Annotated in this window: 9 protein-coding genes; all 9 read right to left on the reverse strand. The window is 34.4% G+C overall.

What is annotated here, in order from left to right; all coding sequences use genetic code 11:
- Positions 1 to 6 precede the first annotated feature (6 nt).
- Positions 7 to 1,308, reverse strand: a complete 1,302-nt coding sequence (locus DIS18_RS05115) for a glycosyl hydrolase family 17 protein (RefSeq protein ID WP_109351940.1) — start codon at positions 1,306 to 1,308, stop codon at positions 7 to 9.
- A gap of 2 nt (positions 1,309 to 1,310) precedes the next feature.
- Positions 1,311 to 2,531, reverse strand: coding sequence for a glycosyl hydrolase family 17 protein (locus DIS18_RS05120; RefSeq protein ID WP_109351941.1), 1,221 nt, complete (start codon positions 2,529 to 2,531; stop codon positions 1,311 to 1,313).
- A 28-nt stretch (positions 2,532 to 2,559) separates the two neighbouring features.
- Positions 2,560 to 6,006: a hypothetical protein gene (locus DIS18_RS05125; protein ID WP_109351942.1), complete on the reverse strand. Its 3,447-nt coding sequence runs from the start codon at positions 6,004 to 6,006 to the stop codon at positions 2,560 to 2,562.
- Between the two features lie 73 nt (positions 6,007 to 6,079).
- The gene (locus DIS18_RS05130) at positions 6,080 to 6,925 is read right to left on the reverse strand and encodes a glycoside hydrolase family 16 protein (protein ID WP_109351943.1); all 846 of its coding nucleotides are present in this window, start codon (positions 6,923 to 6,925) and stop codon (positions 6,080 to 6,082) included.
- Between the two features lie 16 nt (positions 6,926 to 6,941).
- The gene (locus DIS18_RS05135) at positions 6,942 to 8,351 is read right to left on the reverse strand and encodes a glycosyl hydrolase family 16 (RefSeq protein ID WP_146191799.1); all 1,410 of its coding nucleotides are present in this window, start codon (positions 8,349 to 8,351) and stop codon (positions 6,942 to 6,944) included.
- A 10-nt stretch (positions 8,352 to 8,361) separates the two neighbouring features.
- Complete coding sequence (locus tag DIS18_RS05140) at positions 8,362 to 11,505, reverse strand: glycoside hydrolase 5 family protein (RefSeq protein WP_109351945.1); 3,144 nt, start codon at positions 11,503 to 11,505, stop codon at positions 8,362 to 8,364.
- Between the two features lie 317 nt (positions 11,506 to 11,822).
- Positions 11,823 to 13,226, reverse strand: coding sequence for a hypothetical protein (locus DIS18_RS05145; protein WP_146191800.1), 1,404 nt, complete (start codon positions 13,224 to 13,226; stop codon positions 11,823 to 11,825).
- A 28-nt stretch (positions 13,227 to 13,254) separates the two neighbouring features.
- Positions 13,255 to 14,823, reverse strand: a complete 1,569-nt coding sequence (locus DIS18_RS05150; protein WP_181363984.1) for a RagB/SusD family nutrient uptake outer membrane protein — start codon at positions 14,821 to 14,823, stop codon at positions 13,255 to 13,257.
- Positions 14,824 to 14,832: 9 nt separating this feature from the next.
- Positions 14,833 to 17,937 carry a SusC/RagA family TonB-linked outer membrane protein gene (locus DIS18_RS05155; RefSeq protein WP_109351947.1) on the reverse strand — a complete coding sequence of 1,035 codons (3,105 nt, stop codon included), beginning with the start codon at positions 17,935 to 17,937 and terminating at the stop codon, positions 14,833 to 14,835.
- Positions 17,938 to 18,113 lie beyond the last annotated feature (176 nt).

Consider the following 18,113-nt stretch of genomic DNA (forward strand, 5'->3'; position numbering starts at 1 on the left):
AATATTTTAGTGGCTGTTAGCATGCCATTCTTCTGATGTAGGAGGAACTTCAACATCTTTCATCATTTCCTCTTTATCTCCATTATATGTTTTTGTAATTGGGTTTCCATTTCTAGTTAACCCTTTAAAAGTTCCTTTATCTACTTCATTCCAAAGCGCATATTTTGCTTTACCTTCTACTGTGAATAATCCAAAATGCTTTTCAGAATTTCCTGGATTATCACCGCCTTTCCATGGTTCATCAAATCCTTCAAAATAAAAACATGACATTCCAGCTTCATTAGTCCAATCTCTCATATGTTTATAATACAAAGCTTCTTTGAACTCATCGCATGCTTTAGAACCGGTAGTTCCATAATGACCTGAAGAAAAACTTGCCCAACCTGTTTCTCCAATATGTATAGGTTTATTAACACCAAGACTTTCCATGTATTTTTTAACATTGTCATATTGCATCATGGCATATTTTTTTGCTCTTAACATGGAAATTTCAATTTTTTCCATATCTGTTTTACCCTCTAAACCTTCTTGATTTAACCAAAACTCTGGTTGGTAATGGGTGTCATGCATAGGGTAGGTGTGCATCGAAATAAAATCTACTGCTTTGATTAATTTGTTTAAATCTTCAACATGGTATTCATCGCCACCACCTCCCCAAGAGGCAAAATTATCTGAACTTGTAACCCATAAATCTGTAGATAGTTTTCCTTCTTTTTTTAGGTCTTGAAGGTAGTTTACCCATTTTAAAATTACCCAAGGCTCCACGTAATATGTTGCCGCCCATTTAACCATAGCTTCGTTGCCTACAGCAATTACTTTTACTATATCTGGATATTGATTAGCTAATGCAACTACTTTTTCCATTTGTGGCTTATTATCTGCACTTTCTTCATTATGGATAGGTTCTTGATCTGTCCATGCATTTTTACAATCTATCCAAGCACCAAGCATTACATACATTTCAAAATTTGAATCTTTTTGTTTTAGCTCACTTATGGCTTTTAAAAGATTTTCTGCTTGTGGTTTGTGTACTTTATATGTGCGAACCATTCTAACACCTAAGGCATGCAATATTTTCATGTCTTCCTTTAGTTCATCAAGTGTTGGCTCAATACTATGATCTGCATATCTATATCCGCCATAAGACATCGCTAAATATTGAGGGTTTCCTAAAATATCTTTCACAGATAATTCTTGTTTTTCCACAACTTTATTCAAATCATTTTTTTTTGTTTTATCACAAGACAATGCCAAACCGATTACTGAAATCAGCATACAATACCTTAGCATTAATACATAATTCTTCATAATTAAAAGTTTATAGCTGTTTCCAATCTATGCGGAGGCACAACCACGCCTGACAACAAATCTTCTTTATTACCATTGTGCGTTTTTGTAATCGGTTGTCCATCTCTAGTTAGGTTTTTAAAAACACCTTTATCAACTAAATCCCAAAGCGCATATTTTGCTTGACCTTTTAGGTTTATTAATCCAAAATGGTTCTCAGACCCTAATGCGTTATTGGCATCCTTCCATGGTTCATCAAAAGCTTCAAAATAGAAACAAGATATTTCCTCACTGTTGGTCCACTCTCGCATCAACTGATAATACCTGCCAGATTTATATTCATCTGCAGCTTTAGACCCGTTGGCACCATAATGTTCGTTAGAAATAGTTGCCCAACCTGTTTCGCCAATATGAACAGGTTTATTGATACCCAATCGTCTCATATAGCTTACAACACCATCAAATTGTTGTTGTGAAAATAATAAAGCGCGTTGCATTGCAGATTCAATTTTTTCTGAATTAGAAAGTTTAAAATCTTCTCTTGGTACTAACCAAAAATCCGGATTATAATGCGAATTATGCATGGCGTAAGTGTGCATCGAAATATAATCTACAGCCCTTATAATATTATCTAAATCTTCAGTATGATATGCAGTATCACCTCCTCCCCAAGATGAAAAGTCATCTGAACTAGTGATCCATAAATCTTTTGATAGTTCACCTGATTTCTTTAAATCCTGTAAATACGTTACCCATTTTAAAATGACGTTAGGGCGTACAAAATAACTTGTAGCCCAATGCACCATAGCTTCATTTCCAACGGCAATTATTTTTACAATATCCGGGTATTGTTTTGCTAATACTACAGCTCTATTAATTTCTCCTTCATTTTGTTCACTCTCAACCTCATGGTCTGGCTCTAAACCTGTCCATGCATTTTTACAATCAATCCAAGCGCCTAACATCACATACATTTCAAACTTTGAATCTTCAACTTTTAATTCAGAAATAGCCTTTAAAATATTAGACGCTTGTTGCAATTGCACATTATAAGTGCGCAATAACCTGATTCCCATTGCAAACAATATTCTCATATCATCTTTAAGCTCATTTATTGTTGGTTGTATATCACGCGTTTTTTTGCGATAACCACCATAAGAAATGGCTAGATAGTTAGGATTTCCTAAAATATCAGCAGCATTAATCTGCTTTTCTTTTTTTAGATTTTCGTTACTTCCTTCCATTAATAATATTATTGAGAGTATATTGTTTTTACTTATTTATCGAAACTATAATTTTGTCCACTTCACCCTTTCTTTCAAAAAGCGATTTAGATATTGCTTGATCTAGACTATTGTCTTCAAAAACAATTTGTCTACCATTCTTGAAAATGACTTTGATATCTTTTTTATCTGCTAATTTGTATATTATTGGCACCTGATTATATGTGAAGCACAATGAATCTACATCAAGCTGTATTTCTTGTTCCTCTTTAAGCACATTTGTAAATTTAAATCTAGATGGTGCTTTTATAAACTCTTTAGTTTGTAATAAACTGGGTTTGAAAATTAATTTTCCATTATCAACAAAAACACCAAGTTCTCCAAACCTACTTAATACATCTTCTTTAACCTGCCCAGTCATACCTGGTTGTTGCGCACCTTTAGTTGCTGGCGTATGTGAGTAAGGATCTGTTGGGATGGCTCCATATAATTCAGGAGATTTATGCACCCCGATTCCTGCGTTTATCTCGTAATAATGATCTAATAGCCTCCCTATTATCACATCATCTTCATTGTTATTTATGGCTAATAAACAATTCTCTTGAACCGCCAATAATAACTTAGATACCATGTGCCAATAAATAGAACCCAAACCTTCGTAACCAAAGAAGGTTCCCGAACGACCAGTAAAGGATTTATGATCAAAAATATCTTCAAAAATTTGAAGTAATAATGCTTCATCTTTTTTAACCAAAGACTCATAAGATTCACCCAAACTATTTAAAGCATCTTTTAAGCTATTGGCATTATTGAAGTTTCCATTAAAATGATATGCTCCGTTAACATCTTGCTCAACAACCTGTCTGTTACCATCTGCAATTAACTGCTTAAGAAGGGCAGATTGCTCAACTTTATTACCAGGGATATTATTCTTTTTATCAAATCTTGGTAAATCCTTATTTGGATATAAAATGTAACTATATTGATCTTCTCTGAAAAGCGCACTATTTTTCAATCCATCTAACAAACTCAAGGCTTGAGTAGGAGAGAGGTAACCAGCACTTAATGCAGCAACCTGTCCTTCTAGCATTTCAGATAAATAGGAAATAGAAACCTCATTTTCGTTTTCAACAGTCATCAAGTTATAAGCGTGATACATATTATCTTTACGCTTATTAGCATCAATACTATGTTCCAAATATGATTTGGTAACTGCAATAAAACGAGATACATCTGCTAAACTTAACTCAGATTTAGAGTTTGAAAAACCACTATTATAAATTGTTTCTCTATAGTCACTTCCTGCTTTACCAAGTCCGTCTAAAACTGTTTTACGGTCTTTATCAGAAATATTTCCTGATAAAATAGATGCATTATTTTCAAGTGTTTCTGAAATTTTATTGAAAAATGTATTCAATTCCTCAGAAACTTTTACAGATTTTGTGTCTGACTTTAAAACAACACCTTCAAAGAAATTTAAGAATCTATAGATGTAATAAAGCGTTACCATAGACACTCCATTGCCTACTAAAGCATTGTTGGCATCGTTCCATTCTGGACGTTGCGTATTTAACCAAATACCACCTTCTGGTATAAAATTTGAAACTTTAGAAAGCACCGTAGCTAATAATTTTTCAATAAAATTTACTCTATAAATATTTGAATCCTTATCAAGTAATAAAGCCCCGTCTGCACCTAAAACATCTCTACGTTTATTAATGGTTTCATCTAACTTGTAATTAAAATCTATAGTGTCTTTTGGATTTTTAAGTGTATCAGCATAACTTTTAATAACATAGGGCACGTTTGCATACACAAAAATATCTTGATCAAATCGTTTCTCTAATGTGCCAGGGTAGTAGTCTTCAATAAACTCTAAGAATTTTAATAGGTAAATTATTTGATGATCTCCCCAATAGCCAATGTAAGACCAAGGGTCATTCTCTTCAATAACCTCCCAATCAAAACCTCCTTTTGTTACACGGTATGGGTTATAACCTTCAAAAGTTGTAGCATTTAAAAACTTATGAATCATCCCTTCAATGTACTCCGGGTAAGAGTGCGCTAAAGCTTCCCAGTTTTGGAAAATATCACGCCAGTTTCCTTCGTAATCTAGAATTTTAGAACCATCAACTTCACTTCTTGTATTGATTGAAAACTTATTCCAAGGTCTACTTGGATCTCCATGTCTTCTACTGAATTTTAATGGTAAGTATTCGAAGCATAAACGTTGAAAATCTTTATCATCATCATTTTCAGCAAGACTTTTAATATCTTCTAGTGTAAAAGTATCTTGTAAATTATTTAAAACAGATGTCTTTTCCTTAAACACATCTTTATTCGCTTTTGAAATATATTTTAAGAAATCTGACTTCTCTATAGTATAACCATCATCAAAAATACCACCACGCATAATATTGAATAGCGTATTAGAGAAATGCCTCATATTTGTTAAAGGATCTTCAGTGAGTTGTAAACCATCTGAAGCCCCAGTTAAATCTATTAAATTTCTTGTTCCAAAATCGATGTCTTTTTGAACTAGACCCTCTAAATCAGATTCTTTTTTGATGATTTCTGAAATGTAAACCACATCTGAAATAGATTGATTTACATTAGCAACAAACATCCAATTCTCTTCTGCTTTAACATTCAACTGTATGGTTGAAGATATGAAGTAAGCTCCTTTTTCAGCTTTCATATCTGCTTCTTGTGAAATGTTTAGACCTCTTCTAAAATTATCTAACTGTAAAGATGAAATTAAATACGTTGGATTATTCAATCCAGAAGACCAAACAATATTTGATTTTAAAGCTTCACTAGGCTCAGCTTTATCAACAATAACAGCGCTTAACGCATAAATACCTAAACCGACATCTTCTTGTAATTCGCTCTTCTTATAGGCATCTACAAGGTTACTTCTTCCGTTTTGTAAATCTGAAGTTACTGTAGCTGGTAAAATATTTTGTAAACCGTCTAGAACTAAAACCTCAACTTTATCATCAGAATTATTGATTAATGTTGAACTTTTTACAAACCCAAATTGATTACTAGAACTCCATTGATATCTAAAAGTTAATCCTAAGTCAAGATTGTTTTCTTCAAAAACAACCTTATTCCCATATCTGTTTTTATAAAGATTACTTTGCGTATTGTAGATACCTATTTGACGAATAGAAAATGGCTCCCATAAGTGTGTTTTTCCATTTTTATTCACTTGAAAAATAGCTTTGCTACCTGTATTTTCAGCCATTTCAGTAATCTTATCATCGGTATAATATGGAAACAATGAAAACTCTGCATTCTTCCGTCCAGCAGTTAAGCCGCCATTACTTGAAATAAACATCCAGTGATTAGAATCACTAACGATGCTCATGAAAAATGGACGCATCTTATCGCTATTAGATATTTTATAATAGGTTTCGTTGTTGAAAGTAACTAAGCCTCCTTCAATATCGTTTGTTCTGTTTGAAACTTTCTGTGCTTCTGTAGTAATCATAGTTTGGTAATAATCTGTAAACTTTTAAAGATTAGCCTCGGTTTGTTATGAGGCTAATCTTTAATTAAAAAAATTATAGTTCTTTGTAAACTCTTACGTAGTCAACTTCCATTGTTTGTGGAAACGGAGTACTGCTTGTTGGAAAACCAACAAGGTTTCCGCCTACAGCTACATTAAGAATTATGTGAAAAGGCTCATTAAACACCCACTCTTCAACATCTCCTGGAGTAATACGTTGGTATAAATTATCATCAACATAAAAATCTAAATAATCAACACCCCATTCTATAGCGAACAAGTGGAAACCACCATCAAACCTGTCATTAGCATAGCCAAATGTTTTTCCAATACCTCCAGTGCCAAAATTACCTGGACCGTGTATCGTTCCAGAAATTATATTTGGGCGTTGCCCCACTAATTCCATAATATCAATTTCACCACATTGTGGCCAACCGATAGTTTCAACACTATCTCCTAATAACCAAAACGCAGGCCATATTCCTGCACCAGATGGTGTTTTTATTCTAGCTTCAAAACGTCCATAGGTTTCACTAAATAAACCTAGCGTTTTAACACGCGCCGAAGTAAATGCATCATAGCCATTCATTGGTATTTTTTGAGCAATTATTTTAAGAACTCCATCTTCAGAAATTACATTATCAGCGATGTTAGTGTATTCTTGTAACTCATTATTACCCCAACCACCAGCACCAAGGTCATAAGTCCAATTAGCATCGTTTAACGTGCCTGTTTCATTAAACTCATCTGACCATAATAATTGCCATGTTGTTCCTTTTGGTCCATCATCATTCTCCTCACAACTCGAAAACGAAACAAGTAAAACGGTAAGCAAAAGACTTTTTAATAACGTAATGTTACTAATTGCTTTTTGTGATTTTATTTTAAATTGATTTAACATATTTTCTTTTTTTTAATTAATAAAAGTAGAGGTTATCTAAGTAGAAATTAGTTAAGGTACTTCCTACGTTATCCCAGATAATAAAACCAAGACTATCTCTATTTGTAGAACCTAAAGGAATATCGAAACTATTCCATTCTCCAGCAGTAAAAGAAGTAAAGGTCATTCCAATTTCTGAATCGTCACCACCACCATCAGCACCATCAGCACCAAAATCTCTTAATACAACATTTAATTGTGCTCCAGCAACATCCCCAGGGATAAATAAATCAAAATGAAAATTAGATTGAGCAGAAGCATCAAGAACACCTTCGGTTAGTGTATTTCCAACAAAATTAAAATCCACATAGTTTATAATATCATCTCCTGTTACACTAAAATCAGCATTAGTAGTAGTTTGCCAAGGTTCCCAATACAAATTGTTTCTATACCCCGCTACGTTTGTGTAAGCATTACTAAATAATGATATTACACCTGCGGCATCTTGAGAAGGAGTAGGTGCAAACAAAAAGTCGCCTAAAGATTCTACTGTTAAAGTTCCTTGCCCTTTCTTGCCATCTAAAGTTGGTGTTAAAACAGTAGTTCCTGCACCACTTACATAAATAGAGCCTAAATTATCTCCTGATACTACATTAAGTTCTGAAGGTATATAGTCAAAATAAGATGTTGTTAAATCTAGTGCTTGATGCGACCCATCAGGTAAACTATAAAGTGCACTTACACCAGAAACAGGAATATCAACACCAGTAAAACCAGATGTTGTCTCATCACTACCATTGAATATTTTAGACTCAACTTGTAATAGTGTTCCTAAATTTTCAAACTGTAATTCATCTATCCAAAATGTGTAACCGACACCTTCTTCTGCATCTTCAAAATAATAAAACAAACCTTGTTCTCCTTTTAATTTAGAGCCATCAGGAATTGGAATGTAATATTTTTTCCAATTTGAATTGACTTTTACATTTTTTAATGAAACTCTAAATTGATCTCCTTGTTCAGGGTTTAAACCAAATCCAACCTCGTTTATTTCGGCTGATATAGAAGATTTAGCCCAAAACGTTAAAGCATCATAATCTGATAAATCTCGTCCTCCGGCATAAAATGATGAACCATCTGGATTTTGACCCCCTGTAAAGAAATTACCACCAGCAAAACTTCCTGTTTCTCCTTCTGCAGGCACAGAAAAACGCATAGATGCGGTTCCTTTATAAGTTACATCATTATCTACTTGAAAGTTGAAAATGTCACCAAAAGCTTGAAACTGCATACCTCCACTAAATCCATCAAGAAACACTTCGGAAGTGTTTGAAAAAGATGCGGGTACAGCATCATCTGAAATCTCTCTCTCACAGCTAAAAACTGTGATAAAAACCAAACCTAAAAGGTAAATTGGTTTTACGTAATTGTTTTTTATGTTTTTCATTTTCATAGTTTTATTTTCCAATATTAATATGAACATAAGTTCTTATCTCCCACTCGTTACCATTATCAAACCCAATAGCATTTGGATCTGGTACTGAATTTCCAGTTATATCGATAGTTTGAGTTGGGTTGTAACGCCCTGAATATTGATCTATTGATCTCCAAGTTCCTCTTATTCCAATTTTTGTATCTGGTAAAATAAACCAGTCCGGTTTACCCAGTGTAGTAGATATGTCTAGCATAAATTGTTCAGGGAAAGTCTGGTTAAAATCTCGATGATAATCAAAAGGTCCCCAGTCATTAAATTTAGCTTGAGCCGTAATTTTAATGTTATTATAAATCATACGCACATCTCCTCCATAACGTTCTATCAACCTCGCATCACTACCATTTGCCTGAGCATTACCTGCAAATAAATTAGCAATAAAACCAAAATCTGGAGATGTTTTAGAAACAATTCTAGAATGTACTTCCCATAAATCTTCTGCTGGAGTTGCAGCACCAAAAGCAAAAGATTGACGATTTGCTAAAAACCCGATAGCAGCATCCATTGTGGTTGGTAAATGACGAAAAACAAATCCAAGGTTCATTGCAAATTTAGCATCCTCAGCTCTATCGTTGTCCCACTCATAATACCAAGACCCTGGTGTTGGATCATAAGTTAATAATAACTCTCCTGCGGTTGTTTTTCTATTTCCTCTTACAGCGAAAGGATCATCTTGAATGTTTCTTAATCTACCCGCACTGTTAGGATCCATATCATTTGGCATAGCGTCAACTAAAGGCTCTTGCCATAAAAAATTAGGTGCAATTTGTAAATCCCCAATCGAATACGTGAAACCTGTTAAAAAACTGTTTTGGTTTCCGCTACCATTGTCTTTCAATTTCCAACCTGCAAATGTTTGTGTTTCATCAGCGCCTCCATTTGCAACTAAGCCCGTTGAAGCCCCTAACGCATACCAGTTAAAACTTCCTTTTTGGTAAGTAACTTTTGCTTTTGCTCCCCAGTTGTCTTCTGAACCTATTTTATCCTCTAAAATGGTATAATTTCCAGACTCTCCTTCTGCAACTTGAAATGTTCTTCCATTTAAAGGTTGACCACCCCAAAGACCACCTACTTCAAAACCTACTGATCCAAATTTTCTTTTAAAATGTAATGATGCTCTACGTGTTCTAGGGACTGGTATAGCTATAGATGATATCGCATTACCAATATTATCAATATCCTCATGGAAAATAGCTGAAGCATCCCAATGTCCTAATTTGGTTGAATACTTTAATAATACCGCTGGATTTGCTCCCCACCATAATTGAGGGCCAAAGGCTGCCTTTAAACCATTAAAAGCTCCTTTACCATCAATTTCAAAACCAAATATTTCGCCATTATAGATGTCTAAATTTGGTCCATAAAACGACCCTCTATATAAACCAAAGAAATCACCTTCATAACCCCAATGGTAATGCCCTGTTCTATAAAATCCTCTAACATCTGCATCTTTACCTTTCCATTCAAATTCAGCATTATAAATTTGAACCCTGTTTGGGTCAGTTATAATTACTTCTTCTCCATTTGAGTTGATTGTTTTCTGAACACGTCCTCTATTTTCATAGAAAATTTCATCTATAGGATTTCCTGCTACATTACCAAGAATATTAAAATTCACATTAGCACTCATGTTTGCAGTAGGATTACCTTCGACACCGATGAAATAAGATTGCATATGATCAAACCCTAATTGGTTTGGAAAATTTTCATCATCTGGATTATCATTATCTGGTGTAGTAATAAATTTACCGCCAGTATTAAATGTTGTAAATTCTGCTCTTAGATTACTAATTTTAATTTTTTCTCCACCCCCTAATGCAGCTTTATCTCCTCTAGCTTTTAAAACAGCATCCATAAGGTTTACATTCTTAAAATGATTTTTCAGAAAATCCACATCAACACCCTCATCATAAGGGTTTAAAGTGTGTACTTCTTTTAAGGCATAATAAGCAGCACGAGGATAAAGTGTATATGTTCCTCTGGCGTTAGTTGGCCCTTTTGCGCAAATACCAAACCACTCTTCATTCATATTGTTATTTCCAGCTTCCATATCTAAATAATAACCACCATTGGCCCATGAAGCATTATTATCATGCACATCTAGATTTTTGGTCTGACCAAATTTCCACCAACCATCACTAAATTGAAATGTAAATCCACCTATAACATTTTCAGCTCTACCCATTCCAGCAGCATTTTCATAAATGTCTTTCCAGTTATTAACCATATAAAAAGCTTGAGATTTTTGATCTTCTTGATTTTCAATAGCATTGAAAGCATCTGCTCCAAACTCTGTTAACAGCACTGGTTTTTTGAATTTCTCTTTAATCGTATCAAATGCGTCTGTAAAAGTAACACCACGGTACATATTAACACCATAGATATCCACATCCTTACATTCCTCTGCAACTATATCTAAAAACAATACATCACCATTACATATGGCAACTGGATGAGATGAATCGATGCTTTTCATTTTTAATGCAGCATCATTCATTAACTTATACATGGGTCTTCCACGTTTTTCTCCCACTTCTCTTTTCTTATCTTCTTCATCAGGGAAATCTTCAGTTTCAGCACCTGCCCAAAACAATCCATAGTTGTTTTCGTTTCCTAATAGAAACAATAATAACCCAGGTGTATCCTTGTAATCTTCTGCCAATTTAGTAACCTCAGATAACAACAACTCCTTAGTTGCCTCGTCTCTATAATCTGTTACAGGAGTCCATGCACCATTTAAGGTAAGCCCATAACGCCCAAAAGAGTGATTAAGCATAGTGCGAATACCATGTTTCTCATAGATATACTTGATCCATTTTGGTTGTACACCAGTATACATCCTTACTGTGTTTACTCCCATATTTTTTAGAAGTCCCATTTCAGCATCAAGAGCAGATTTAATTACATCATCTGATTGATTCCAAAGACTGTAACTGTAGTTGGTTCCTATTGGAAAGTAATCCCAATTCATACCATTAACCATGAAGTTTTCTCCGTTAACAGTAAGGTACATGCCGTTACTATTATTTTGAACCGCAACTTTATCTGCCTGGGCAAATAAAACGGTAGAGAATAATACTATGGCTAGTTTAAGAAAGTTTTTATTCATAACGCTCATAATTTTAATAATCCATTTATTTTTTGATTGTGTTTATTTGGAAAAGCACAGTGTAGGGTTGGGGGCCTATAATTATACATATACAAAGCGCTAAACACATCACTTGTATAGTATTCTAAAATTTAGTGTTTAAGATTGATAAAACACCCTTTAATACCACAACAAAAAATACGTTGTAAAAAAGGTAATCAATCACACCTTGTAAACTTAATATATACAAGGATTTTTAATAGGTTGTTAATTTTAGAGATAAAAGCCTTAACACCTAATTTAAAATATAGTGCTAAGGCTTTTTACTAGCCTCTATGTTAATTTTTAACTAGTTTAAAATACCAGTATGCATTATTAGCTACATCAGATTGAATGAATAACTCTAACACGTCACCATTAAGTTTAGCTATATAAGTAACCGAATCTGGCGCATCTGCTGGTGATGCTAGTTCAGCATCATTAATTGCTTTAGGTATACCAACAAAGGCTCCTCTTCCATCAATAGTTAACGATTCTCCTGCCTGATTAAATGTATATGTTGCAGTACCATTTGCACTACCATCATGAGGGAATACAGGTGCTCCACAACCATCTTCAGCGGCACCTTGCCATCCTTCTAACCAAGTGTCTGCTCCTAAGTTCATTTCAAACGAACCATCTTCGTTAAAAGTAAATTCATCATCCCAAAAACACCCTCTATCTGCAACAGCAGCATCATCAGCAGACCACCATGGAGCTCCGCTACCATCTAATAAACCTGGACCTACAGCTAAAGATCCTAACTCAGCAGGCACTCTCCATGTACCAACAATAGTTGCAGCTGCTTCTCTTACTAATTTGAAATACCAAAATGCATTATTTGCAACATCAGATTGAATGAATAATTCCAATGTGTTTCCGTTTAATTTAGCGATATATGTAACCGAATCTGGCGCATTAGATGGCGCTCCTAATTCTGCATCATTTATTGCTTTTGGAATACCTACATAAGCACCTCTTCCATTAATTGTTAATGACTCGCCTGCTTGATTAAATGTAAATGTAGATGTACCATTAGAGCTACCATCATGAGGGAACACAGGGGTTCCACAGCCATCTTCGGCTGCTCCTTGCCATCCTTCTAACCAAGTATCAGCCCCTAAGTTCATTTCAAATGAACCGTCATCATTAAAAATAAATTCATCATCCCAAAAACACCCTCTATCTGCTAGTGCAGCATCATCAGCAGACCACCATGGTGCTCCACTTCCGTCTAGTAAACCTGGTCCTACAGCTAAAGACCCTAACTCTTGAGCTACTCTCCATGTTCCTGTTAAAGGGTTACTTGGTCCAGTAACTACCACAGGAGGAACATATTCTGTTATTGTAACCTCTTTTGTTATTGAAACATCAGCAGCTCCTTGTAAAGAGGCGGTAACCGTAATAAAGTATGTTCCATCCTCATTAGGGTATTCATATGTTACCATTGGACCACTTGTTGCTAAATTATCAGTATCAACATCTGGAGTAGCTCCAAAATCTACAGAATAAACAATTCTGTTATTACTATTTACCGTTGTAGGAACAACACCTATTTCTGTTCCTTCAAGGTTTAGTGTTGCAATTACAAAGTCTAATCCTGAAATTTCAGGAGAAGCATTGTCATCATCGTTATCACATGAAATCGTCGTAGCTAATAAAAGCAGAGACAACATATATAATCCTTTTTTGAATAGTTTCATTTTCTTTTGTTTTATGTTTAGTTTTTTATTAATTGTTATATCCTGGGTTTTGCCCCCATCTTTCGGTTGCCTGAGCTAATTCTAGTTCAACTAAAGGAATAGGAAATACTTCATTTTTATTTTCTTTAAAAATAACATCTTCAAAACCAGTAGGCTTTGATGCGTTATAAGCATCAAATGCGGATTTAGCAGTTCCCGTTCTTACTAAGTCAAAGAATCTATGTCCTTCTCCTGCTAACTCTTTTCGACGCTCTTCATAAATAGCCTCAATTAAAGAACCCTCACTAGAAGAATAATCATGAGAATTATCTCCGTAAGCACGAGCTCTAACAAGGTTTAAATATGTTTCAGCATTGGCACCACTACTTTGTGCTTCTGCTTCTGCAGCCATTAACAATACATCTGCATAACGGATGGCTCTATAATTGTTTTTGTGTACAAGCTCAGCTGTACTAGCGTTTCCAGATTTGTCATCTTTTCGAGGAACATATTTTTGATTATAAAACCCCGTATCCTCTCTAGGAGCAGAATACACTTTATTATCTTCTAATGCTTTTAAATCTGTTAAATCTAGAATAGTAACATCTCTTCTAATATCATTCGCCTCATATGTATCATACAATGCTTGTGATGGCAATAAAAACCCCCATCCTGTAGCATAAACATCATCATTAAAAGGAGACCTTGGCCCATTAAATTGAACAAAATAAGAACCTTCACTACACTGTAAACAATCCCATCCCGCGCCTTCGATATTTGTATATTGAATTTCGAATACAGATTCAATACCATTTTCTCCAGCTGTTGTAAACATATTAGTATAATCATCACCCATGGTTAAACCATATTGATTACTTGATATAACTTGGTTTAAAACAGTAGCGGCATCAGAATATTTGCCATCGTATAAATAAGCCTTACCCAATAACGCCTGTGCAGCACCCCTTGTAACCTTATATGGCAAATCTTGAGTTGGCGACAATGATGGTATCGCTTCTTTTAAATCTTCTTGTATAAGTCCATAAACAGCAGAAATGCTTGAAACCCTTTCAATAGAAAACTGGTCTACAGCAGAAATTTGCGAATCTGCTATTCTGTTTACACCGTTTTTTTCTTCAACCTTTAAAGGCACATTTCCAAAAAACTTAACCAACTCAAAAGTGTAATAAGCTCTTAAAAAAAGACCTTGAGCAATAATACCTTCTTTACCAGCAAACTCTAATTTATCTCTGTTTTCTAGTAAATAATTTACTCTATTAAGGCCCCCATACATCAATTGCCATATACTTCTTAATTGCTCTTCATCTGCTGGAGAGTGAATCATTAAATTTACATTCTGCACAACAGGTTGATCATAATTAAACGCATCACCACCTGCTCCAAAATCATCTGAAGCAGCAACAGCAATCAAATTATTCCAGAAGGTAGCCTGTAATAAATCATATGCTCCAATTAGTGCTTCTTCATACTCTTCTTCTGTATTAAAAAAATCACCAGCATTTGGGCCTATAGGGTCTACCTCAACAAAATCGTCACACGCAAACAAGGTGATAAACACCGTAAGAAATACGTACTTTAATTCTTTAATTTTTTTCATAACTTTTTTTTAAAAATTTAAATTAACACCTAACAAGTAAGTTGCAGCAATTGGATAAAAGCCTTTATCGATACCATTACCAATTGGTCCACCAGAACTTGCTGAAGGATCAAAACCATTATAATCTGTGATAGTAAATAAATTATTACCCGAGATATAAATTCTTATTTTGTTAATAGCTGACTTAGCTAAAGCATCTTTGTTTATAGTGTAACCTAATTGTATGTTTTGCAAACGCACAAATGATGCGTCTTCAACAACAAAATCAGAGAACAAGTCTGTATTGATAGACCCTCCAGACACAGCTCTAGGAACGGTATTGCTTGTTCCGGTACCTTGCCATCTATCTAACATATAAGTTCCTCTATTAGCAAACACATCTTTACGCTCATAGTCTCTTACCATATCATTACCTATAGAAGCAAAAGCGTTTGCGCTAAAATCTAAGTTTTTATAAGAAAACCCGATATTGAACCCCATTGTGATATCTGCTATAGGATCCCCAATATTTGTTCTATCACCATCATCAATATATCCATTCCCGTTTGTATCAACAAATTTTAGATCACCAGGACCAGCCCCAGCATGATATACATTCTCATTATCACTAGCTGTAGCGTTTAAAGCATCTATTTCGGCTTGTGTCTGGTATATTCCATTCGTTTTATATCCGTGGAAATAACCTAAAGGCTCTCCAACCACCATGCGCGATATTCCTGTCTGACTAATACCTACACCAAACTCACCGCCTGTAGGGGGTAAATTACCGTTAAGAGAAGTAACCTCATTATCCAATATGGTGAAATTGAAACTAGTATTGAATTTAAAGTCATCTGAAAAATTGTCATTATAACCAATTCTCATTTCAATACCTTTATTTTCAACCGTTCCGGCGTTAATAAATGGCGCTGATGCTCCAGGAGCAGAAGTTCCTAATGTTCCTGATGCTTGAGGTTTAATTAATAAGTCTTTAGTTTGTTTTCTAAAGGCATCAACCGTTAAGCTAACTTTATTATTAAACATTCTAGCGTCAAAACCTATATTGGCTGTTTCTTGCTCTTCCCATTTTAAATCTACATTACCAAGCGCTCCTGCTGCAACTCCATTTGGTAAATTATTTACATCTGTTGTTGATGGATTTCCTGAATCTATGGTGGCTTCTCCATTTAATCTGGTGATAAAAGCAAAATCATCAATTCTATCATTTCCAATAATACCGTAACTGGCTCTGAACTTTAAAGAATTTACCCAACCATCTTTATTGAAAAAATCTTCATCAGAAATATTCCAACCGATTGATCCTGAAGGAAAATAACCTACATTATTATTGTTTTCAGTAGAAAACCTTGAAGATACATCTCTACGCAAAACACCTGAAAACAAGTACTTTCCTTTGTAACTATACTGTAGCCTTGTAAATGTTGAAGAAAGACGAGAATCAAATTGATCACCACCAAGAAGCTTAGAGGCGTCAGAGATTCGGTTAGTAATTACACCTTCAACTCTATCTCCAATCCATCCATCTACAAATGCATCTGAAACAGAATTGCTTCCGTTTTTCAATATTGTTCCTTTGTAACCGTAAAAATGACCTCTCGTCCTAAAAACCGAAGTTCCTAATAACACCGTTAAATCATGATTCTCTCCAAAGGTATTTGTATAATTTATGTAATTATCCCAAGTATAATCTGTGTATAAATCACTAAAATCGTCTACTTCGTTTTCAGCTCTATTCGAAGATTTTCCATTACCATAATCTACTATTGGACTAAAAACATCATTTAATACATTTGAATAATTAATCTGGATTTTAGAACTCACTGTAAAATGATCTAAAAACGTATAATCTAAACCTAAAGTTCCACTATATTTATCTACCCTTGTCATGTTATGCGAATTAGCTATTTGGGCTAAAGGATTGATAATTTCAATTTGAGAAATATCATTTGCTAATGAAAAGTTTCCATTTTCATCTCTAACAGGTAAATCAGGGTTAATATTAACAGCACTGTATAAAACAGAACCTATACCACCTTCTGGTAAATTATTCTTTTTAGATTTAGTATAAAGACCTGTAGCAGAAAGCTTAAGATTTTCTAAAATATCATATTGATAACCTAATCTAGCTGTTAGTCTTTCATAGTTAGATTTATCTGCTCCAACAATACCGTCTTGATTTAAATAAGAAACACCAAATGTGTATGCTGATTTTTCAGTACCTCCGCTACCACTAAAATTTACATTAGATATTGCAGCAGTACTGAATACTTCGTCTTGCCAATCTGTTCCTTCTTGTGGATACACAAAAAATTGAGTGTCATCTGCGGCATCGTTTACATAAATAGCAAAGTCTAACGGACTTAATAAATCAATTTCTTTACTTGTTGTTTGAAAACCTGTGTATGCATCAAACTGGAATTTTAATTCTGAATTTTTTCTTCCTGTTTTGGTAGTAATTAAAATAACCCCATTTGCACCACGAACACCATAGATCCCTGCGGTTGCATCTTTAAGCACGTTCATGCTTTTAATATCGTTAGGGTTGATTACTGATAAATCTTCAATAACGTTACCATCTACCAAAATTAAAGGCCTATTGTCTCCATTTGTAGTAATACCACGAATTCTAATATTAGATCCGCTACCAGGAGATCCTGATGAAGAGGTAACATTTACACCGGCTATTTGACCTTGTAAAGCTTGTTCAACCCTTTGTGGATTCAACTTTTCAATAGCTTTAGAATCAATAACTGATACGGCTCCAGTTACTTCTTTCTTTCTTTGGGTTCCATACCCTACAACAACAACTTCATCTAACTTAGCTACATCTTCTTCTAATACAACTGTTAGTTTTGCGCTGTTACTTACAACAACTTCTTTGGTTACATATCCTATGTAACTAAAAGTTAGTGTTGCTCCTGTTTCAACATTTGTTAATGTGAAATTTCCATCAAAATCTGTTACCGCTCCTTTGCTTGTATTTTTGACAATAACATTTACTCCCGGTATTGGGAATCCAGTGTTGTCCTGAACATTACCACTTACATCAATGTTTTGCGCACTAACGTAAACAGTAAAAAAGAGTGCTAAAATTTTTAATAGCTTGTGTCTCATAAATTGTTTAGTTTTAGTTTGAGTTAAAAATATAGGAAGCTATTGAGGTATCCATAAACTTTACCCCAACAAAAAGCATACATTTTAAAATAAATTGTAATTTTTTACCAACACCTTAATAAAACTGTGTTTTTGTAATAAAAATAGGTAATTCAAGAAGGTTGTTTTTTTAAATA

Source organism: Algibacter marinivivus (assembly GCF_003143755.1).
In the GTDB taxonomy this organism is placed as follows: domain Bacteria; phylum Bacteroidota; class Bacteroidia; order Flavobacteriales; family Flavobacteriaceae; genus Algibacter_B; species Algibacter_B marinivivus.